At 63.2% G+C, this 20,180-nt stretch carries 16 protein-coding genes and 1 pseudogene; 6 read left to right on the top strand and 11 right to left on the bottom strand.

All coding sequences use genetic code 11. The features are described 5' to 3' along the window. Positions 1-42 precede the first annotated feature (42 nt). The 4 genes from ASF57_RS08720 (at position 43) to ASF57_RS08710 (ending at position 2,594) form a co-directional block, all read left to right on the top strand. Positions 43-591, top strand: a complete 549-nt coding sequence (locus ASF57_RS08720; RefSeq protein WP_056482036.1) for a metallophosphoesterase — start codon at positions 43-45, stop codon at positions 589-591. Beyond that, positions 588-1,436 (top strand): metallophosphoesterase, encoded by an 849-nt coding sequence (locus ASF57_RS08715; protein WP_056482033.1) that lies wholly within the window; start codon positions 588-590, stop codon positions 1,434-1,436. Before ASF57_RS08720 ends, ASF57_RS08715 begins: the two co-directional genes overlap by 4 nt. 112 nt (positions 1,437-1,548) lie before the next feature. After that, a complete protein-coding gene (locus tag ASF57_RS26380) occupies positions 1,549-1,689 on the top strand; it encodes a hypothetical protein (protein ID WP_200935839.1) in 141 nt (46 codons plus the stop codon). Next, a complete protein-coding gene (locus ASF57_RS08710) occupies positions 1,686-2,594 on the top strand; it encodes an NmrA family NAD(P)-binding protein (RefSeq protein ID WP_056482030.1) in 909 nt (302 codons plus the stop codon). Before ASF57_RS26380 ends, ASF57_RS08710 begins: the two co-directional genes overlap by 4 nt. 40 nt (positions 2,595-2,634) lie before the next feature. On the opposite strand, the gene ASF57_RS08705 is transcribed toward ASF57_RS08710, so the two are convergent. After that, the gene (locus ASF57_RS08705) at positions 2,635-3,021 is read right to left on the bottom strand and encodes a hypothetical protein (protein ID WP_056482028.1); all 387 of its coding nucleotides are present in this window, start codon (positions 3,019-3,021) and stop codon (positions 2,635-2,637) included. A gap of 1,001 nt (positions 3,022-4,022) precedes the next feature. Between ASF57_RS08705 and ASF57_RS08700 the strand changes: the two genes are divergently transcribed. Together ASF57_RS08700 and ASF57_RS24590 are read left to right on the top strand one after the other, a co-directional pair. Beyond that, the gene (locus ASF57_RS08700; protein ID WP_056482024.1) at positions 4,023-5,969 is read left to right on the top strand and encodes a DUF262 domain-containing protein; all 1,947 of its coding nucleotides are present in this window, start codon (positions 4,023-4,025) and stop codon (positions 5,967-5,969) included. After that, a complete protein-coding gene (locus ASF57_RS24590; protein WP_082503792.1) occupies positions 5,966-6,985 on the top strand; it encodes a hypothetical protein in 1,020 nt (339 codons plus the stop codon). The genes ASF57_RS08700 and ASF57_RS24590 overlap by 4 nt, the downstream gene beginning before the upstream one ends. 96 nt (positions 6,986-7,081) lie before the next feature. Here the strand turns inward: ASF57_RS24590 and ASF57_RS25550 are convergent, their stop codons facing one another. The 10 genes and pseudogenes from ASF57_RS25550 to ASF57_RS08660 form a co-directional block, all read right to left on the bottom strand. Continuing rightward, positions 7,082-7,753, bottom strand: coding sequence for a hypothetical protein (locus ASF57_RS25550; protein ID WP_156376023.1), 672 nt, complete (start codon positions 7,751-7,753; stop codon positions 7,082-7,084). 256 nt (positions 7,754-8,009) lie between these two features. Continuing rightward, positions 8,010-8,366 (bottom strand): annotated as a pseudogene (locus ASF57_RS08695) (integrase core domain-containing protein); the annotation flags it as partial. A 120-nt stretch (positions 8,367-8,486) separates the two neighbouring features. Next, on the bottom strand, positions 8,487-8,954 hold the full coding sequence (locus ASF57_RS24585; RefSeq protein WP_082503791.1) for a very short patch repair endonuclease: 468 nt from the start codon (positions 8,952-8,954) through the stop codon (positions 8,487-8,489). Further along, positions 8,944-9,540, bottom strand: coding sequence for a hypothetical protein (locus ASF57_RS08690; protein WP_056482021.1), 597 nt, complete (start codon positions 9,538-9,540; stop codon positions 8,944-8,946). Before ASF57_RS08690 ends, ASF57_RS24585 begins: the two co-directional genes overlap by 11 nt. After that, positions 9,537-11,045 (bottom strand): DNA cytosine methyltransferase, encoded by a 1,509-nt coding sequence (locus ASF57_RS08685; RefSeq protein WP_056482019.1) that lies wholly within the window; start codon positions 11,043-11,045, stop codon positions 9,537-9,539. Before ASF57_RS08685 ends, ASF57_RS08690 begins: the two co-directional genes overlap by 4 nt. Continuing rightward, entirely contained in the window at positions 11,042-11,173 is a 132-nt protein-coding gene (locus ASF57_RS27220) for a hypothetical protein (RefSeq protein WP_280138745.1), read from the bottom strand. The genes ASF57_RS08685 and ASF57_RS27220 overlap by 4 nt, the downstream gene beginning before the upstream one ends. Before the next feature lie 109 nt (positions 11,174-11,282). Beyond that, positions 11,283-13,016, bottom strand: coding sequence for an NERD domain-containing protein (locus tag ASF57_RS08675; protein WP_056482013.1), 1,734 nt, complete (start codon positions 13,014-13,016; stop codon positions 11,283-11,285). After that, on the bottom strand, positions 13,004-14,908 hold the full coding sequence (locus ASF57_RS08670; RefSeq protein ID WP_056482010.1) for a DUF1998 domain-containing protein: 1,905 nt from the start codon (positions 14,906-14,908) through the stop codon (positions 13,004-13,006). The genes ASF57_RS08675 and ASF57_RS08670 overlap by 13 nt, the downstream gene beginning before the upstream one ends. After that, positions 14,908-18,141, bottom strand: a complete 3,234-nt coding sequence (locus ASF57_RS08665) for a helicase-related protein (RefSeq protein WP_056482758.1) — start codon at positions 18,139-18,141, stop codon at positions 14,908-14,910. The genes ASF57_RS08670 and ASF57_RS08665 overlap by 1 nt, the downstream gene beginning before the upstream one ends. Next, a complete protein-coding gene (locus ASF57_RS08660) occupies positions 18,141-20,078 on the bottom strand; it encodes a UvrD-helicase domain-containing protein (RefSeq protein WP_162241551.1) in 1,938 nt (645 codons plus the stop codon). Before ASF57_RS08660 ends, ASF57_RS08665 begins: the two co-directional genes overlap by 1 nt. Positions 20,079-20,180: the final 102 nt, after the last annotated feature.

The following is a 20,180-nucleotide window of genomic DNA, read 5'->3' as shown; positions in this document are numbered from 1 at the left end:
GCGATGCCGCGTGCCCAGCCTCCGCAACCGCGAGAGGCTGACATGCCGAGAACCTTTTTCACGAGCGACGACCATTTCGGCCACCGAGCCATCATTGGCGAGCGGATGCACGCCCCGCGTCCGTTCGCCTCCATTGAGGGGCATGACGAGACGCTTGTGGATCGCTGGAACGGGGTGGTTCGTCCTGAGGACACCGTCTGGCACCTGGGCGATTTCGCCTACCGCTGCTCCGAGGCCCATGCGCGGGCGATCTTCGAACGCCTGAACGGGCGGAAGCTCCTGATCCGAGGCAACCATGACCGCATCGGTGCACGCCTGCCCTGGGCCGAGCCGGTCCGCGACGTGGCCCGCATCGAAGTGCTGGATGAGGAAGTAGGTCCCGTCCGCGTATGGCTTAGTCATTACGCGCACGTGGTTTGGCCGAACAGCTTCCGTGGAGCCATCCACCTCTACGGGCATTCCCATGGCAGCCTTCCGGGGACGGCGACGCGCCTGGATGTCGGTGTCGATTGCTGGGATTGGACGCCGGTGACCCTGGCCCGGATCCGCGAGCGTCTCGCCCAGAACGCCCTCACGGGAGGCGGGCCATGACCCCGCCAGCGGCGACTCGCCTGTGGGTGTGGTCGGATCTGCACCAGGAATGGCCTGAGAACGCCTGGAACCCGGTCGCGCACGCGCCACCGGACGGCTTCGACGTGGCCGTGGTGGCCGGCGACGTGCACATGCCCCTACTTCGAGCCCTGGACTGGCTGACCGAGCGGTTGCCGGGTTCGAACGTCTGCTATGTCCCAGGGAACCACGACATGTGGTGGGACCGGGGTGAGGAGCGCTACACGATCCGGGATCAGCTTGAACGGGGCCGGGATCGCGCCGCCGCGCTTGGCATCCACCTGCTGCTCGATGACGTGGTCACTTTGGGCGACGTGCGCTTCCTGGGCGGCCCCCTCTGGACGGACTTCCGCCTCGGGTCATTCTCCCTGAACCACGGTTTTCGGTCCGCCCAGGGTCGTGGCGGGATGGTCGACTACCGCCGGATCCGCACAGGCCCAAGGTCACGCGACCGCATCGAGCCCGAAGAAATTTTCGCGATGCACCGGGCGACCAGGACTTTCCTGGAGGCGACCCTGGCCGTGGCGCATCCCGGCCCCACCGTGGTGGTGACCCACCACGCCCCGCACCCGGAAAGCCTGCACTCCCAGGCCGAGGATCTTCGGTGGTGCTATGCCTCCGACCTCACCGACCTCATCCTGGACCGGAGACCAGATCTGTGGGTCCACGGGCACATCCACCATGCCTCAGATTACGTGGTGGGCCGGACCCGTGTGGTCTGCAACGCCCGGGGGCACGTGGAAGAGCAATCGGGATTCCTGCCGGACAAGTTGGTGCAGGTTACCCGTACCGTGGAGCACTCCGGTGACTCGGTGAGTAGCGCGTAATGGATAACGTTACTCGCTACTCGTTACCGGTGCTGACGAGCCGTCACCCATGTCGATGGGCCGGAACGATGTCGCACGGCGTCCATTCCCGTTGGGCGAAGCGAGGATGGTGATGACGGACAAGAAGGGCGGCGGCAGCGCGACGGCGCAGAAGGCGAATGCCAAGGCAGCCAAGGAGGGAAAGGATAACCCTCGCACATCGTCATCGGCGCAGGCCGAGCTCGGCAAGAAGGGCGGGAGGTCAAAGAAGTGACGGGTTTCGCGTCTCCTCCAAACGAGATCCTGCTGGCTGGTGCGACAGGCGGCCTGGGCCGGCGCATCGGGAGGGCGCTGCGAGCCCGTGGTGCCGGCGTGAAGGCGGTCGTCCGACGTGGGACTTCGGCGGACAGGATCGCGCCCCTGCGGGAGGCGGGGGTGACCGTCGTCGAGGTCGACCTCAACGACCTGGGTCAGCTCAAGGGGGCTTGTGTCGGCGTGGATTGCGTCGTCTCCGCGCTCAACGGTCTCCATGAGACGATCATCGGCACGCAATCGGTTTTGCTCGATGCGGCCATCGCGGCCGGGGTCCCGCGCTTCATGCCCTCGGATTTCTGCCTCGACTTCTCTCGGACACCGGCAGGGTCGAACCGCAACATGGACCTGCGGCGGGAGTTCAAGGCACGCCTGGATGCGGCGCCGATCCGAGCGACGTCCATTGTCAACGGGGCCTTCATGGACATGCTGACCGGGCAGGCACCGTTCATCCTGTTCGTGCCACGCCGGGTAATCCATTGGGGCGATGCGGACCAAGCACTCGATTTCACGACGATGGATGACGTGGCGGCCTACACGGCAGCCGCGGCGATGGATCCTGATGCGCCGCGATGGCTCCGGATCGCGGGCGAAGTGACCAGCCCGCGTGGCTTGGCGGCGGCAGCGAACGAGGTGACCGGCAAGCCGTTCAAGACGTTCCGCGTTGGCGGCATCGGCTTCCTGGAGGGGATGATCAAGGCCGCCCGCCTGGTGGCGCCCGGGAAGGGCCAGGTGTTCCCGCCTTGGCAGGGCATGCAGTACATGCGCGACATGTTCAGCGGCGACGGAAAGCTCGCTCCGCTTGATAACGACCGCTACCCCGGGATCGGGTGGACCGAGGTGCGTACGGTGCTCGCAGGCCGCTGAAGTTCGAGGGTCAAAGCGGGCCGGGGCTGAAGTTCGAGGGTCAAAGCGGGCCGGGCAGGCTCGCGAACCACCCCTTCTTGGTCTTCCTGAATAGGTCTGGCCGCGCCTTCATCCAGTCGCCGAGTTGTCCACCCGTCAACCGGAGTTCCTGGCCCAGCTTTGGGGCCAAGCGCTTGGTGATTGCCGGCAAGGCCATGGGGAAGCCGTGGTCTTGCAGCAGGGCGTGGACGTCGGCCATTACCCTGACCTGGAAGGCTGCGCCCGCATCGGAGGTTCGGGACGCCAGGTCGAAGGCACCTTTCTCCTCGATGAGCCCCCCGGCCGGCCCCGTGAAGCCACGCAGCCAGTGGGGTAACCATCCGGTCTCCAGTGGCATCTGCATGGCACCGGCCCGCTTGCCGAACTCCTGCTGCAGGTGGAAGTGCAACTGGCTGGCATCGCACGGTCCATGGTCGGCCAGCAGTTCCTTGATCCGACCGGCTATGCCGGTCAGCAGAGCGTTGGGATCCTTCGTTCGTGCGTCCTTCTCGTTGAAGTCGGCCGCCGCGGCTGTGATGGGGGCCAGCGCACCGGATTTCTTGGGGGTGGGGAGGCTCGGCTGATGTTCGGGCTCGGGATCACGGCGGCCCGCCTAGGCCCGGGCCAGGGCTTCGTGGAGCCTGTGACCTCCAGGCGGAGGTTGGCGATCTCCTCCTCCAAACGGTCGGCGGCTATGGCAATCTCACCATCGACTTCGAGTAAGATCTCGGCCTGCCGGTCCAGCTGGCGTTGCTGCTCGGCCAGCTTGGACCTGGCCCTTTCCTCGCCTTCCCTGAGGATGGTGTGCCCAATTGCAATCAGGCTTTTCTGGACGGCTGGCGGTAGCTCAGGGTCACTTTCGATTCTAGGACTGTACTCGGTTTCCCGCTTCCACTCGGCGTAGACGGGCTTCAAGGTGGAGTTCGAGCATCCCTTGCCTGATTGCGCCTTCAGTCGTTTTTGGATGGCTCCGTAGGTCACGCGCTCCTGGCCGCGGAGATCGTCCGCGATGCGCTTAATCCGGTCCTTGAGTTCCCTATCGGCCGTCCCTCATGCGGGACACATCATGCGATAAGGGCAGTGAATAAGTGGTCAAACGCGCGAAGGTGCCCTTAGCGACGTGGACCGCCCGAACTCACAACAGAGCCGTTTACGTCGTTGCGGTTGCTTGGCTACCATTCTCAATCCGCGTTCACGACACTTCAAAGCGTACCCGCCGATAAGAAAGCGCTTCACTCAAGTGCCGGTGGAGACATCGGCCAGTTGCGTACGACCTCGACATTAAGCAAGCAATGTGTCCCGTGTATGGGTATGGGGTCTGTAGCGACGCAGAGCCGACTTACGCATTCACGGTCGGTGCAAAGCGCGCCTGAGACCGAAACGGCGGTTCGGACGATGAGGGAGAAATGAATGGCCGGCGGCTCATTTCAGACCAACAAGGTCGCACTCAGCACGTTGTTGCGCGCATGTCACGAGGGCGCGCTTCAACTGCCTGACTTCCAACGTAGTTGGGTTTGGGACGAAGATCGCATCAAGAGCCTGATCGCCTCAATTTCACGCGCATTCCCAGTCGGAGCGTTAATGACGCTCGAAACGTCCGGCACAGTGAACTTCAAACCTCGCCCAGTGGAAGGCGCTCCTGACGTCGCACGTGCAGCAAAGCCGGACGAGCTTCTACTTGACGGGCAACAGCGGATGACATCCCTCTATCAAGTAACTCTGCGCAACCATGTTGTCGAGACGGTCACGCCCAAAAACAAGCGTGTGAAACGCTGGTTTTATATCGATATACTCGCTGCGCTTGATGAGGCAGCGGAACGGGAAGAGGCAATCATCGGCGTTCCCGAAGACCGCGTTATCCGTGAAAATTTCGCGAAGAACGTTGTACTCGATCTATCTACCCGCGCTCGCGAATTCGAAGCACTGATGTATCCGGTCGCGATGGTCTTCGACTGGAACAGATGGCAAATGGAGTTCGTCGGTCACGCAAATGCTAAAGGTGACTTTGCTGAGAAATGGCCTATAATCAGCCGCTTCCATGATGAAGTGATTAAGAATTTCACCGACTATCATGTACCAGTCATATCGCTGGACAAAAGCACTTCCAAGGAGGCTGTCTGCCTCGTGTTCGAGAAGGTGAACACCGGCGGCAAGCCGCTGGATGCCTTCGAACTCGTGACGGCTATGTACGCCGCCGATGGACACGAACTCCGGAAGGATTGGTACGGGGACGTATCTACCAAAGGCCGCCATCGCCGCTTCGCTGAAACTATGCGGCCGCCTGGGCAAGATACGGGCATCTTGGTCAACGTGGCCAATACCGACTTCTTGCAGGCAATTTCATTGTTTCACACGCGGGATCGCCGTCGCGAGGCCGAGGCCGCAGGCAAACAGGGCAAGGAGTTGCCGGCAGTCACTGGCAATCGACAAGCGCTACTAAGCCTGCCGCTTGCCGCTTACAAAACTTATGAGGCGCGCGTTGAAGGCGGCTTCGTGCGAGCCGCCAAGTTCTTGAATCTCTTGCACATCTATCGGGTTTTTGACCTTCCTTATCAGTCCCAACTTGTACCGCTTGCAGCGATCCTTGCCGATATTGGTGACGCATGGGAGCACGAAGCCAATCGCGCAAAGCTGGTTCAATGGTACTGGAATGGTGTGTTCGGAGAACTTTATGGCTCCGCAGTCGATAGCCGGATCTCTCGTGACTTCATGGAAGTTCCCGTCTGGCTGAAGGGCGGTCAGGAACCAACGACGATTAGCGAGACCATTTTCCGAGCGGATCGCCTAAAGACGATGCGCATGCGATTGTCAGCCGCCTATAAGGGCGTCAATGCGCTGCTCATGAAGGAAGGTGCGCAAGATTTTCGGTCAGGGCAAAAGTTCGACCACACCATCTTTTTCGGGGAAAACGTGGACATTCATCACATTTTTCCACAAGATTGGTGCAAGAAAGCAGGCGTTAAATCGGACATTTACGACTCGATTATTAATAAAACTCCTCTGTCATATAAGACTAATCGAATCATTGGAGGCGCAGCGCCGTCCGTTTATCTCGGGCGACTTGAAGCCGGCAACTCTGACACCCCGGCCATCGGACGTGCAAACATGGACGCCTACCTCATTACGCATCTTATTGATCCCGCACTTCTGAGGAGCGATGACTTTGCACAGTTTATGGCAGACAGGCAGAAGCGGCTGCTAGACTTGATTGAAGCCGCAATGGGCAAGGCGGCTTATACAGGCGGCATCACCGAGGAAGGGGTCGATGACGAGCAGGACAAGGATGGTGCCGAGGCTGAGATGACTATCTCTGCCAAACCGGCCGCAGCGCCGGTGGGCTTGGAAACCACGACATGAGTGAGAAGTCTGCGAGCCACAGATCGCCTACCGCTTTTTTAAAGCGCGAACGGACGAGACAGGCCGCGTTCTTCAAGTCTCACCATGAGCAACACATCGGGTTCGGCGGAAAGGATTACAGACTCCAACCTGCCTCTCGGGCGTTAAACCTCGAACCGTCCATCCGGAAGGTGGCCGATGCCTATTTTGCACGGCATCGCATCTGTTGGCACCAGCACGCCAATCACGCCCTGTCATCCCAGGTCTGCTGCTTGAATTTTTTAATGCCTCTGGCTCGCTCCCCGAAGGCGCTATCGCGCCTCGTTGGGCGAGCGCTTAGCATCGCGCCGCCAACCATGCTTCCTATCGATAGCGAGGCGGACGAACCTTGCTACGTTGCATTCGAGTGGATTGGCCGGGCCGACTACCTCAACGAGGGGGGGGCTACGGGAGCACGTACCCGCGGTGCCAATGCAACCAGTGCTGATGCAATTGTGAGGTTCCAGACCGATACAGGCATCGAAACGTTGCTGATTGAGTGGAAATACACCGAGTCCTATGGTCAGCCAGTCGGGCCAGCAGGGAACATCACCCGTATCAAGCGTTACGAAAAGCTGGCATTTTCACCCGACGGCCCTTTACGCACGGATTTGGATATCACAGTGCGTGATTTTTTTTGGGAGCCATTTTACCAGCTAATCCGACAGCAAATACTTGCGCGTCGCATGCAGGGAGCAAATGAAGACGGCACAACACGCGTCCGTGTCCTGCATATTTCACCTTGCAACAACTTAGCGCTACATCGTGTGACATCTCCGGGATTGCGCAGATTTGGCAATGATGCTTTTGCTGTCTATAAGTCCACTCTATCGCAGCCGCTAGACTTTGTCAGTTGGTCAACGCGGGCGTTATTTGCAACACTCCTCGGGGATCCTGGAGATAATATTGGATGGGCTGATTATCTTATAAAACGGTATGAGTTTCTTGCTGATGTCTATTCAGGTCATCCTGTATCTGCGGTGGGTCAAATAATGTAGGTGTATTTTGCGTGAAGTTTTTGGTGAAAAATAGTAATCGACAGTAGTTGCCGCTTACAGGCGTGTTAGTTTTGAGTCCTTTTCTATAAGTAAGCTTTAGCAAGCGTTCGGTAGAAGTGTTAAACACATGCAGCCATACTGATGATGAACATACGTTGGATCTCCATCCTCATCTCTTAAATTCTTGAACGGATCATCGTCTTGAATGTCCTGATAGATTTCTCTTTCACGAGTAAAGCCGTACTTACCCGCGTTTTCCGCAATTTCTAAGATGGTTTGTTCATGGGTATGGATCTTCTCCCGACCCAGTTTCTGCCAAGTCACGAACGGAACAATCATTAGTCCGGCAGCTAATGATCCTTCATTTTGCGTCCCGTAACGCTTCATAAACAGACTAATTCTGTCTATGTCGTCCTCTAAACTCTGCCACTTTAAATGCCTCTTGACTTCGATGATAACTCGGGGATAGTCATCTTTATCCCAGACTGTTACATCAACACGGCCATTGGCACTCAACCGTCTTGGCTTGCGCCCTCTGAATTTTTTCTCTGCATTATTAATTAGAGCTTGAACTGGATACTCTAGAGTCACAAAAAGCTTCTTTGTGTCGTTCAATTCAAGGTGTATCTTTTCCGCAATCTTGACTGACACAAAGGCTTCTACTCCCGAGTACGATATTCCCATCCCGTTTGACCATCTGGAATAAGTGCTTTGCGCGTCTAGGCCGCCTTGTTGTGCGGTTTGGATGATTTTTCTTATCCCACGCATGTATTACAGTCCCTTTGAAATAGTGAAATTGTGACATCTACCTATCTTGTGCGCAGCCCAGGTTAGTTTTACCTTTTCTTATGGGTAAAAATATATTATAAGTAAAGTCAATCATCTTATTATATCCGGATCTAGCTTATATTTTACTTGCATCGTATCCGCGATAATTTGGAGTAGTGAACTGTCCGTCGTCAGATGATTTGGGACATACAGCGGTGTTCAGGAGCGCAGGCTCTGGTCCATCTGGGGTGAGAGGTTAGGCAACCTGCGCGTGATGGCGCAAGCGGCGATCCATCAGGGTCTGGCGCTTGATGCGTTCCCGCTCGGCCAGGATCCCTTCGCCGCGTCCGAAGTAGACGTCGGCGGGTGTGAGGTTGCTCAGGCTCTCATGGGCTCGGGCATGGTTGTAGTGTTCGACGAAGTCGGCAACCTGCGTCTCCATCTCGCCGGGCAAGTAGGCGTGTTCGAGCAGGATGCGGTTCTTGAGCGTCTGATGCCAACGCTCGATCTTGCCCTGCGTTTGCGGATGGCATGGCGCGCCGCGGATGTGGGTCATGCCTCGAATGCCGAGCCAGTCAGCCAGGTCGCTGGCGACGTAGCTTGGACCGTTGTCGCAGCGGATGTTCTCCGGGATGCCGTGCAGGCACATCGCGTCGGCCAGCGCCTCGATCACACCGAGGCTGTTGATGCGCCGCGCCACCTTCAGCGCCACCCAACCGTGACAGGCCCGGTTTCATCGGGACGGCACTTCAGCCTGGCCGATAGCTTGGAAGCCTGTCTCGCCGTTGATGAACGCGACAATCCCGTCCCGCAAGGCCTCTGGCGACCGGCGGCCGCGTCCGCGTAGCGCGCACTCCCATACCCAGAGGCTGCGCCATCCCGCAGTGGCCAGCGCAACCACCGCTGCTTCGTCCCGGCGCTTGTTCGCGTCGATCTTGGCGGTCCAGAACTCCGTGCGGGTTGTCGGCACTTTAAAGAGTGAGCATCCATGGCCATGCCAGAAGCAACCATGCACGAAAACGACTGTCCGGTATCGTGGCAGGACCAGATCAGGCCGGCCAGGCAGCTCTCGGGAATGCAGCCGGTACCTATATCCCGCATGATGGAGCAGGCGGCGTACTGCCATCTCGGGACCGGTGTCCTTCGCCCGAACGCGGCTCATGTTGAGCCGGCGCTGCTCCGGCGTCAGCCTATCTGCCATCCGCGGCTACGGCGGACAGCAGCAGCGACTTCCCTCCGTCCTCACTTTCAGGTGCGTACGGCGGACCGAGGGCGAAAATCGCAGGCACGCACGGAAAGGCGGACGCCAGCGCCTCGAACGCATCGCTGCCCTCCGGCACGACCGCGACCCCATCCCGCAGCCGCTCACCGACCATCGCAACGATGCCGGCGTGGACGAGCCGTTCGCGCTGCCTACCCACAAACGTCATCATCATGGGTGAGTCGCCGTCGTTATTTCGCACCGACCTGACCAACGCGAAGTCTCGGCTGTCAAGGAAAGCGAACTCGCTGCCGGCGAGCTTGCGTCCACCAAGCCGCCAGTTCTTGCCGACCTTACTGACGTGGCGCAGCTCTCGTGTAGCGGCCGCTCCGTACACGCAGATGAAGTCGAACTCCGTGCCCTTAGCTACGTGAAGTCTTGGGCTCAATAGCATGCGCGCCGCGGGGCTGGTAATGGCGATCGCGCGCTGCTTGCTCGTCGCGCTGGCGCGATGGGATGAAAACAGCCCGAGATCTGAATCCGCAAGGGAGCGGATCAGGATCACATCGCGGCGCGTCCCGGTCACCGGCGTCCTCCAAACGCGAACAGAGGCATTTCGGAGTCGCCCGTTCGGCGACCCCGCAGTTGGGGAACGAGCACTGCGGCGACGGCCTTCGCAAGGAGAGGTGGTACCGCGTTGCCGATCTGCCGGAAAGCGGGGTTCATCGTGCCCGAAAAGCGAAAGCCGTCTGGGAAGGACTGGAGCCGGGCGGCCTCGCGCACCGAGATTGGCCTCGCCTGCACGTCGTCGTAATGGATGTGGCTGTACCCGTCTTTGCCGAGGTGCGCGAGCAGTGTGCGAGCCGGCGCATCGGCCTCCATCTTGCGCCACTTGTTCGGAAACTTGCCGTCGTCGTAGGGCGGTACGAACGCCGCGCGGAGCGCGGCCAACTCCGGCGACCCGTCCGCAACCGGCTGTCCGTCGGCAGCGAGCCTATTCAGTTCCTCGCCGAGCAGCGCCAGCGCGTAGCGGTGCGCCTCGGGATACTGATCGCCCGGCTTAAGTCCGGCGAAGATGCGGTAGTCGCGGGGAAGGTAGCGAATCACGTGGTCGTCCACCGATGGTCCGCCTTCGTGACCCGCCCAGCCACGCATCAACCGTACGTAGGGACTTTGGCGGTTGTGTCCGCCCCACGGGATAGCGACGTCGAAGCGGCGTGCTCCCCGCCTGAGCGTACCAGCAGCGAGCATCTCTTGCGCCCGCAGTTCTGGCAGGTCACCGATCGCCTCTTCCGCGGTCACAGCGCGGGGCAGCGCGCGCGCTGGCTCAGGCGCGGCAACATAGCGGACGCACGGATCCACGCCTCTGGTCTGCGCGAGCTTCAGCGCGACCGCGCGCGATCCCAAATAGCCTGAAGGAAGGTCGATCCAGTGCGTCGGTTCAGGCAGGTCGACATCTTCGGCCACCTCCGTCCGAATCGCGACGAGTATCATCCGCTCGCGCATTTGCGGCACGCCGTAGAAGGCAGCGTTCAGGAGCGTATAGCGGACGACGTAACCCCGGAGCGCCAAGGTTTCGCCAATTTCGGCGGCCAGATTGTGTCCGCCGTGATTGAGCATGTCGGGTACATTCTCGATAACGACCGCGAGCGGCGCGCACGCGTCAACGTAGCGTAGGTATTCAATGTAGAGTCGAGCGCGTGGATCGTGCCGGAACGCCTCTGGGTGCTCCGCCACCTCGCGCAGCTTTGATCGGCCGACTCGCGCAAAGGCTTGGCACGGAGGCCCCCCTACGAGCACGTCAAACGCGGCGTCGGCTGCACCCAGGCCGAGTTCCGATGTCAACGCTTGGGGGGCTGTCGCTGTGATGTCCCGCGCAACACAATGGCGTGCATGCCCGCCATGGAAGTTCATGCCGTGAGATCGTGCGGCGTCCGGATCGAATTCGACCGCCGCGGCTATATCACAGCCGGCTGCCTCGAAGCCGAGCGATAGCCCCCCGCAGCCGGAAAAGAGGTCGAGGACACGCGGCCTTCCGCCCGCCCGGAGCCTAGCTGCCTTGGCGGCAACGACTCGCGCGTTGGCCGTCACTCGCCGACGCCGAATGGCAGCTCGCTCTGGCCGCGCCGCTCGGGGAGGTAGCGGACCACTGCCTGCGGGATGACCCATGCGGTTGAAACGTCGTTCGCGGCGGCCAGCGCCGCGACTTTCTGGTACATGCGGTCCGGAAGCATCACCGACGTCGTCACGCTGTTACAGGGATTTGGCACGGCTCCTCCTACCTGAAACGATACATCACAATGCACCATTGTGCACTAAAAAACGATGTCACGTCGGAGGCTTAACCCGTTTCCCCCAGGCTATTGCTTGCCTGGAGTAGCGCTTGGCCGCTGCCTCCGGCGCGAAGCAACGTAGCAGGCATCGTGCACGAGACAGGCCAGCATAGTGCAGCATCGACCACAGCGGATCCCCTATCTCTGTCATGTCGATGGCCAAAACCGCGAGCCGGTCCAAGCCCTTGAAGCTATGCATTGTCGAGAAGGCGATAGTGCCGGGCGGCGGTGGACCGTTGCCAACATCCGCGATCGCGCGGCCAGCGATTGTCGAGACGCCCGCCAGAAGCGAGTTCGCCAACTGGCGCGTGGACAGCACAACGACGTCGCTAGGCCGCACTTCGCCCTTGAGCAATTCTGCGACAGCCGCCTCCAGCGCCGCCAAGCCATCGGCCCGGCTGCCGTAGAACGTCACGTCGCAGTCGGGCCCCTCCGGCGCGCCCACCGTAGGCAGGTCGATCCCCGACGTGATCGAGGCCTGCGTCGCGACCTGCCGCGTGTTGCGGCAGTTCTCCTCCAGCAGCTCGCGGACGGGGTGGCCCCCCGCTAACCTGATCTCGCAGGCCTGCCGGACGTCGGTGTCGTAGAGGTTCTGGTTGGGATCATGAAACAGGTGCCAGACCCCGCCCTCCAATCCGTCGCGCACGAGCAGGTCCAGCGTGTCGAGATGGGACGGTGTCAGCAGGTCCTGCGCTTCGTCTACGACGAGCGCATCCCAGGGTTCCCGCCCGAGTTCCAGCGCCGCAATGGCCGCCAATTCTGGAAACCGCTCGGCGAAGAACGCTGGATCGTCAGTGTTAAGTGCAGCAAGCTCGCCGCCCATGCCGGCGTCGGCGACGAGGCGACCGTAGAGGCCGTGCGCGTGCCACGCCTCCACGCCCTTCAACCCCCCCGCCTCCAGCGAACGCGAGACATGGCCGGCTAGAACCCGGTTGAAGCAGAGGTAGAGGACGCGCGCGCCGCTGGAGGCGAGATGGCGTGCGCGGTCGAGTGCGAGGATCGACTTGCCGGTGCCGGCCGGCCCAGTGACGATCGAACGCGGGTTCGCGGCAAGCCGCCGCGAAATGCGGATTTGCGCGTTTGTCAGCTGCAGGATCTCGGCGTCAACGCCAGTCAGCCATCCGCCGAGACTGAGCGCCGTCTCGAGATCCGGACGTAGGATCTGGCGCGCCTCACGGATCTGGTGAGGGGTGAGGCTGCGGTAAGCACGGCCGTGCTTTTGCGCATAGTCGGAGTCCCAGTGCCGATGCAGCCGCCCGACGTACTGGTCCATACCCTGCCGAAATGTGGACCGGTCGTTCAGAACCTCCGGCACGATCTCAGCCCCGCGCGCGTCGAAGCGGCAGAAAGGCATGACCACGCCGTAGCCGAACAGCACGTCCCTGAACGCGGCATTGGCATTGTGCAGCGCGGAACGCACCGCCATCATCGCGGTCTTCGACTGCGTCCAGGGATCCTCCTTGCGGGTGTATGTCTTGAAACCGGGTCCCGCGTAGGTCCACTCACCCTCGAGGCAGGACACCTTCCCGCCCTTCACCTCGAGGGCGAATACACCGTGGGTCGAGAGCAGGACGATATCCGCCTCGCCCCAGACCTTGCGCTCGTGCCGCGGAAGGCCAAGCGAGTGCAGCGCTACCCAAGTTTCAGGAAGCTCGCGACCGATCTTCTCGTATACTACCCGCTCGCCGGCGGGGCAGTCTTTCGGGACCGCCGGGATCAGGACGGCCAAGGGGACGCCTCCGCATCCGCGAAGAACCCTTGGAACTCGCCATCGGTATCGCCGACGAGCACGGCGCGGTCGAGCTCGCGGTTAAAGCGCTCGCACGCGGTTTCAGGTAGCAGAAGGCAGGAGTGGCATGCGGCGCCGCTCAGCCGCTCCCCGGCCTGCGCCGGCTCGGTCTCGATGCAAACCGGATCGCTGCCGCACCAGCGCGCGGCAGCCAGCGTGCGGAGCACGATGGGCCCGAGCATCTCCGGCGTCGCGAGGCGGACCAGCCCGCCGAGGCTGCCCTCAGAATCGGGAGATCCCGTGTAGACCAGGACGCCGTTCGTTGCTGGCACGCCATCGTCCGGCTCGGTCACGTAGAGCCGCTCCCTCAGCGCCGACGCCGAGTAGCCGCACTCGATGCTGATCTGGCGGATGAGCGCATGGGCGAAGCTGTGCACGAGCAGTAAGCGGGGCGTAACGACGTGATCGCGCGCATGGCCGCGGCGCGCGGCGGCGGCGGCGGCGACGGCGTCGATCTCCGCTGCCCGCGCCGCGACGCCCGGGTTGGCATCCAACCACGCTTCAATTGTGGTTGCGTCGAACCGGAGAAACACGCCCTCGCCGCGGATCTCGGCGGCTGGCAACCAATTGCGCGGCGCCTTCGACAGTGGCGCCACGTCGCCCTGCACGATGGCCGCCGCGACGTCCTCGGCGGCAACCGGATGCGGTTCGATGCGCGAGAAGCCGGCGATCGCGCGGACCTCGCGTAATCGGGTGACTGCGCCTACGAGGTCGAACCAGCGCGCGAGCGCCGGTGGGGGCTGCGATACCGTGTTCTGGAACTGCGGCACGACACCGGCGATCACCGGGTCGTCCCTGTCCTCCGACAGCGCCGCGTACTCCTCCGCCCGCGCGATCCGCTCGGTCAGCTGCCCACGGCGACCACTCTCCAACTCCTTGAGGTTCCGCCACGCGACAATCAGCGGCTCTGCTGCGATGCCGTACTGTGCGGCGACCCCGCCGAGCACGTCGGCGATCGCCGAGGCCGGGACCGGATCGAGCATGTAGCGCAGCTCCTGCACGATCTGCATCGCAGCCTCGGAGGCCGGTGGAATCGACAATGCCGAGCAGACGACCGGGAAATGCACGTTAGAGGCGCCGCGCTGGAGCGCCTGCGGGACAGCTTGGCAGCCTTCCTCGCGGTCGCGGAGCCAGGGCCGCACCCCTCCGCATGCGTGGCCGCGCAGCGCCTCGCCGCCGAAGGCGCCACCGAGCGACTGGGACGTCTGGCGTTCGCCCGTACGGCAGGAGTTGCACACGACGTAGAGGTCAGCAAGCGAGGCCGACCGGCCGTGCGAGCGGAGGTAGAGGCTTGGGTTTTCACACGAGCCTTCCTCCCGGGCGCGGTGTGCCCACCAGACCCACGGGAAGTCGGAGACGTGCCCGCGGCGGCAGGCCACGACGAAGCGGACTGGCGTCGTGTGGACCGTTGCGCCGGCATGCGCAAGGCAGAGGAGGCGACTGCCGTCGGGCGCAAGCTCGAAAGGTGCCCCTTCCGTCCCAATGCGATGACACTTCGGGCACTCGTGCCACTCGGGGAAGCGAACGGCAGGGATCGTAGTCCGGGCGCTGACCGTCCGCGCACCTTGAACCGCCTTCACCACTGGACCTAGGCGAAGGTGGCTGACGTTCAGCATGGTCTCAAGCGTTGGCTCGCTGATGGAGAGGGAGGGTAGGCGCGTGGCAATTTCCCAGTCCTCCAGGCCCATCGGCATGAAGGAACCCTTTTCGAGGTCGACGATCGCACCGATCCCATAGGTCGACACGAGCTGCGACCGCCGCACTGTCCCGACCGGTTCCACGGGATCGGCGATCCCGGCGGTCGTCCCGCCGCCTCTCGCAGCCCTCGCCATCAAGTCGTCCTTCTGAAGGTTCTGAGGCTGAATGCGGTCGACGGCTCAACCTCACGCATCGAGTTAGGCGTTGGCCACGCGAGCCCGGTCTGCCGCGCGCCCTCTTCGGCTGACGCCATCAGATGCGGCAGCGTTGCGCCGAATGGCGCGCGGCGTTCCCAGTAGAGCAGCCGACGCCCGGCAGCCCTCGTGTCGCTCCCGCGCTGCGCCCACTCGCGAACGATCGCGCGGATATCCGCTTCGGCGTCCGGACCCTCTATGCCGCCAGATGAACTCGACGCGCGGGCGACGATCAAGCCGATCAGCGTGACCGTGGCCGGATCGGAGGGATCGAAGGCGATAGCATCGTCGTCATCGTCCATTCCAGAGACAAGGTGGCGTACCACGGCGGCGACGACGGCGTGTAGTGCCTTATCGCGCGCTCGGGGCGCCCATGGAGTCACGCTGCTCGCCTCTACGGCGCGGTAGAGCGCCGCGTGATAGCCGACAAAATGCTCGAAGTGCGAGACGTCTCGCGGACGGCCCGCGTTGTAAACGGTCACGACGAGGCCGGGGAGGCCGCGGCCCACCCGGCTGCTCGCCTGGATGTACTCGGCCGTCGACTTCGGCTGGCCGTTCACGATCATCAGCCCCAGCCGCGGCACGTCGACCCCGACCGAGATCATGTTCGAGGCGAGGACAACGTCCTCGGGCGGCGGCGCAAACGGGTCTGCCTCGGAACGGGCGAGGTCGACGCCAAGGCGCTGCAGCTTTTGCGGCAGCTCGCGGGACGGGACGCGGCTGCTCAATTCAACCGGCTCATGCTCGAGGGCGCGTGCGGGCACCAGCCCGAGCCTCCCGGCAACAAAGCCAATCTGGCGGGGGACGTCGTCCTGCAACAGGACGTAGGCACCGCCCAACTCGCGCAGGCTGTTGAAGTAGAGGACGCCGGTCCAGTACGGATCAATCTCGGGCGACGGCAGGCCGATTGCGCGAACGGCCGCGGTCGCCTGCAGGAGGGCCGCCGACACAGCCTGAAGCGCGAACTTCGGGCTTCGGCCAGCCGAGCTGACGCCAACATAGAGCCGGTCAGGGCCGCGGGTTTCGGTAACGGCGAAGAAAGAGTCGCCTGCCTCGAACCCGGATGGCGGGAACTGCAGCACCTCCCGATCGAAAAGCGCCCTTACCTGGCGGGCGGCTTGACCGATGGTCGCGGTCGAGCCGATGACCTTCGGGCGGACGCCGTCACGCGTACACAGCAGATCGACGATCGTCTCGTAGAGGCCGGCCATTGAGCCCAGCGGACCCGAGATAAGGTGTAGCTCGTCCTGGATTACAAGCCCCGGTGGCGAGCCTCCGTCCAGCCCGAAGAGCGGCCGCAACCGCGCCGAGCGCGGCAGCTGCGCAAACTTATCGATGGTTCCGATCAGCAGTGACGGCGGCGCGTCGTAGATGTGCTGGTCGACCGTCAGCACGGGGATCGGCCGACCGGCCGTTGCACAAGACGCGTCGCGGCAGCGGATCTCGATTGAGGTGCCGTCTGGCGCCGTCTCGTAGTCGGACGCGGATAGGGCGACTCCGCAGACCGGGCATTCAAGCAACTGTCGCGGCGTTGACTTTGGCGCAAGGCCGTCGACTTCCTCGCGCAGCGCTTCCCGCGCCTCAACGCCGCTGTTGGGCGTCGCGTCTCGACCTACGTAGAGGCCAAGCGAGATCGGCGCGTCGCCGAGGTCGCCACGCTCGACCCTGAGGGCGTCGCAGGCACAGATGAGCGACGCGGCGCGCTGGAACTGCTGCACGGTCAGCAGCCGAAGCGTGTAGCGCATCAGCACGTCTACGCCGCCGTCCGCGCGCCGCCCGGCATCGGTCAGGCGACGGAGGAAAATCTGGAAGGCGGTCAGAGCAAGATAGGCTTCAGTCTTGCCACCGCCTGTCGGGAACCAGAGCAGGTCGACGACGTCGCGGCCGCCACCCCCGGCTTTGGGGTCTACGATGCCGGGGAGCACGAGGAAGATGTAGGCCAGCTGAAACGGGCGCCAGCGGAGCGGCGCGGCGCGCGATCCCTTAATCGTATAGCGCGACTGCCTGTCCATTGCTTCGTTCGCGAGTGCGAAGGCGGACCAAGCAGCGGCGTCGTGTGCAAGAACCGCCACGCCCAGGCGCATGCGGCTCGCGGCCGCGGCACACCTGTCGCGGTTCAGCAAGGCCGCGGCGGCGAGTTCGCCTTCGAAGAATTGAAGACGGGCAGTCAGACTGTCCGCGATCCACGTCTCGTAGGCGTCGACGAACGCGTCCAGAACGGGCAGGACTTCGTCACGGGCCGCCCCGTCGGAGAGCCAAGCGGCCTCCAGCGCCCGCGGGTGCGCGGCCCTGAAGGTGCCGAAGCTGGAGTGCCCGTCGGCACTCGTACCGCTGACCGCGGTCGCCGGCATCCATTCCGTCGAGACGGAGGCGGCACAACCGCCCTGCACACCGGACCAAGATGCCGAGACGCCATGGCCGACTGCGTATTCGCGGACTTCGCGGTAGAGCAGAGCCGCTGACCGGGCGTCCTCATCGGCATCCGGCTGCGGGACAATCGGTCGGGGGCGGATGACGCGCGCCCCGTCGGCCCCCGCTACCCGCACTTGCGCCTGGAACAGACAAACTGCGTCGCGAGACGTGTCGTCAGTCTCGACAGCCGCGTTGATGAGCGTCACCGTCAAAACTTGCTGGCCGCCAGCAATGCGCCGGCGCACGTGGAGACGGACAGCGGCATCACGGACAAAACCAGCGGCCGTTCGAAACTCTTCAACGTCCCAGACTGCGGCCGGGCCGGACTCCAGCGCCACCGAATAGCCGAGCTCCCGGCGGACCCACTTGCGCGTCGCCCGACCGTTCTCTTCGGACGCCTCGCCAGTGACCGGCTCGTAGCGCGCTGTGGTGCCGAGATCGATCGTCGCCGCAGCGTCCGCTGCCAGCGCGAAGGTGAGCCCGATCGAGCAAGGACGCATTGACCGGTATCCGGGAACCGATCCGTCCTCCTCACCGTCAGCGGTGGTCGAGGCACCCTCCTCGGCCTCATCCTCTATGGCCGAAAGGGTCTGGCCCTCGGGCCAGAGCACCCCAGTGAGGTACGTGTCGAGCGGCGCCGAGGCGATCTGCTCATTCGCATCGACCGGGCCTAGAAGGAGGCTGCCGGCGAGCCGGACGACCTCCGCCCGGACTTCGGCGCGGGCTCTGGCCAGAAGCTCGGCGGGCGATGCGGTCGCCATCAGCGGCCCTTCCATTTCGAGGGGCGGAAGTCACCGGTGCCGAACAGCGAGACGCCAAGCCACAGTCGACTCGAGCTCTCCGGCACCTCCAGGCGCGCGTCGGCGTCGGACGTGATTGTACCGACGCCAGAAATCCTGAGGTTGAAGATGCGGTGAGGCAGCGTATAGCCTTTCTTGTTCAGGACGTGCAGCAGGTCGAACGTGAGCTGCGGAGTGGTCGCGCCGAGCAGCATGCCCGGCCCCTCCTTGATCTGCAGGTGAATACGCCACGTCGCGTGCTGGTCGGCGTCAAGGTACTTACAGAGTATCACCTTACGACCGGCCAGGGATTCTGCGTTCGCGAGGAGATATTCCTGCAACGCCGCCGGCCCGCCCGGACCATGCAGGGCGGGGTCGACGAAGCTCAGCGGGTCGACATCGCCATTCTGCCCCATCTCAAGGTTGATCCAGCCATTCCACCAGGAGCAGAGACGTGTCCGGTCGTTGCGGAAGGTCCAGCCGGTCGGCGGCCTGTAGATGACATCGGCGGACGCCCGCGCAAGCGAACTGCCGGCACGCGTCATTGCGACGTAGCCGACATGCGCTTCTTCCGCGTGGTCGCCATCGTCCGGCAATCGGTCGGGTGCGGTCTCTAGGATTGTCACCGCGTCGAACTCAGCGCCTTTGGACTGGTGGATGGTCGTGATGACGACGCCATCCTCGAGCAACGGCTGGTCGTCCGGGAAGGCGTCGTGCCAGCCGAGCCTCGCCCGAAGCATTGCCAGTTCGAGCGATGTTGCGTCGGCGGCGACCCCCGAAGCCAAAGCGATCCGTCCCCAGGCCACGTCGGCAGCCGGCAGCGCGAGCTCAGCGCACAGCGAAGGTCCCCAAGCCCCAGAAAGATGGGCGTGGATGCGGTCGAACTGTGACCGCGCAACGCTCCCCGTTGGAACCCGCCGGAGCAACCCGGCGATCCACGCGGGTGGCAGCGTCGCGAAGCTCGCGGCCCGCATGCGCAGCCTGCCCGCGCCCTCAAGCTCCCTACCCATCAATCCTGTGAGCACCCGCAGCGCCTCGCCGTTGGTGCGGGTCAGAACCGCCGAACTGCCGCCACCGGTGATCGACGCTAAGTCGAAGCCTTCGCTTTTGGGCAGCGCGGCCAGCGCCTCCTGCACGGCACGGAGCTTTTCCTCATTTTTCAAATCGCCGGTCAGCACTGCCCGCAGCCGCGCCGACATCGCGGCAATTGGTGGCGTGGAGCGGAAGTTGTGGGTCAGACGGAGATGCTCAATACCGTCGCCATACCGCTCGACGATGCGGCGCCAGTAGGCGGCAGCGCTGACCGCGTCGCGGTCGCCCGCGGCCGCGAAGCCGTAGATGGCCTGCGCCGGATCGCCGAGGACGGTGAAGCCGCACCCGCCACCGCCAAGCGGGGCGAGCAGGTCCATGAGCGCCAGGACGAGCTCGCCGCGAACGCCCGGCAAGTCCTGGAACTCGTCGACGACAAGGTGCCGCCGGTCGCCAAGCACCTGCCGCACGTCATCGCGGGATGGTCCCCTCAGGAGCCCGACCAGCGCCTCAACGTTATCGTCATGACGTCGCCGCAGCAGGTCCTCAGGCTGACCGCCTAGAAGTCGGAGGATGCGAAAGGCCCACGAGTCGAAGGTTCGCACCGAGACGTGGCGCAGATCCTCGACAACTCGCTCTTCGACTCCCACTACAGCCGTCATACGCCGAGTTAACGTTCTGACGGCGCTGCGCGAGAAGCTCAAGACTAAGATCTGAGAGGGTGATAGCCCGATCGACACAAGATGCACAATTCGCCGGGCAGCAGCCTGGGTCTTGCCGGTGCCAGGTCCGGCGTCGACCAGCAGCCGCGCTGCGGCGTCCGCCGTCCAAAGCCGGTTCCGTGCCGCAGCGTCGTCGTCAATTGCTTCTAATCCCGCCGTCGCAGCCATCATCCCTCCAGGAGGCGCCAAGCTATCCGCCGGCACGGCTTCTGCAACCCCTAAATGATAATGCGATCAGGTGAATGGGCATTTGCTGCTAAGTGTCTGTTC

It is taken from the genome of Methylobacterium sp. Leaf117 (assembly GCF_001422985.1).
GTDB lineage: Bacteria > Pseudomonadota > Alphaproteobacteria > Rhizobiales > Beijerinckiaceae > Methylobacterium.
This window is presented reverse-complemented; position numbering and strand designations above follow the sequence as displayed.

Coding starts and splice junctions, on each gene's coding strand:
- ASF57_RS08720 (WP_056482036.1), top strand. CDS start 43: ATGCCGAGAACCTTTTTCACGAGCGACGACCATTTCGGCCACCGAGCC.
- ASF57_RS08715 (WP_056482033.1), top strand. CDS start 588: ATGACCCCGCCAGCGGCGACTCGCCTGTGGGTGTGGTCGGATCTGCAC.
- ASF57_RS26380 (WP_200935839.1), top strand. CDS start 1,549: ATGACGGACAAGAAGGGCGGCGGCAGCGCGACGGCGCAGAAGGCGAAT.
- ASF57_RS08700 (WP_056482024.1), top strand. CDS start 4,023: ATGGCCGGCGGCTCATTTCAGACCAACAAGGTCGCACTCAGCACGTTG.
- ASF57_RS24590 (WP_082503792.1), top strand. CDS start 5,966: ATGAGTGAGAAGTCTGCGAGCCACAGATCGCCTACCGCTTTTTTAAAG.
- ASF57_RS25550 (WP_156376023.1), bottom strand. CDS start 7,753: ATGCGTGGGATAAGAAAAATCATCCAAACCGCACAACAAGGCGGCCTA.
- ASF57_RS24585 (WP_082503791.1), bottom strand. CDS start 8,954: ATGGCAGATAGGCTGACGCCGGAGCAGCGCCGGCTCAACATGAGCCGC.
- ASF57_RS27220 (WP_280138745.1), bottom strand. CDS start 11,173: ATGTACCAGAAAGTCGCGGCGCTGGCCGCCGCGAACGACGTTTCAACC.
- ASF57_RS08670 (WP_056482010.1), bottom strand. CDS start 14,908: ATGGCGAGGGCTGCGAGAGGCGGCGGGACGACCGCCGGGATCGCCGAT.
- ASF57_RS08665 (WP_056482758.1), bottom strand. CDS start 18,141: ATGGCGACCGCATCGCCCGCCGAGCTTCTGGCCAGAGCCCGCGCCGAA.
- ASF57_RS08660 (WP_162241551.1), bottom strand. CDS start 20,078: ATGGCTGCGACGGCGGGATTAGAAGCAATTGACGACGACGCTGCGGCA.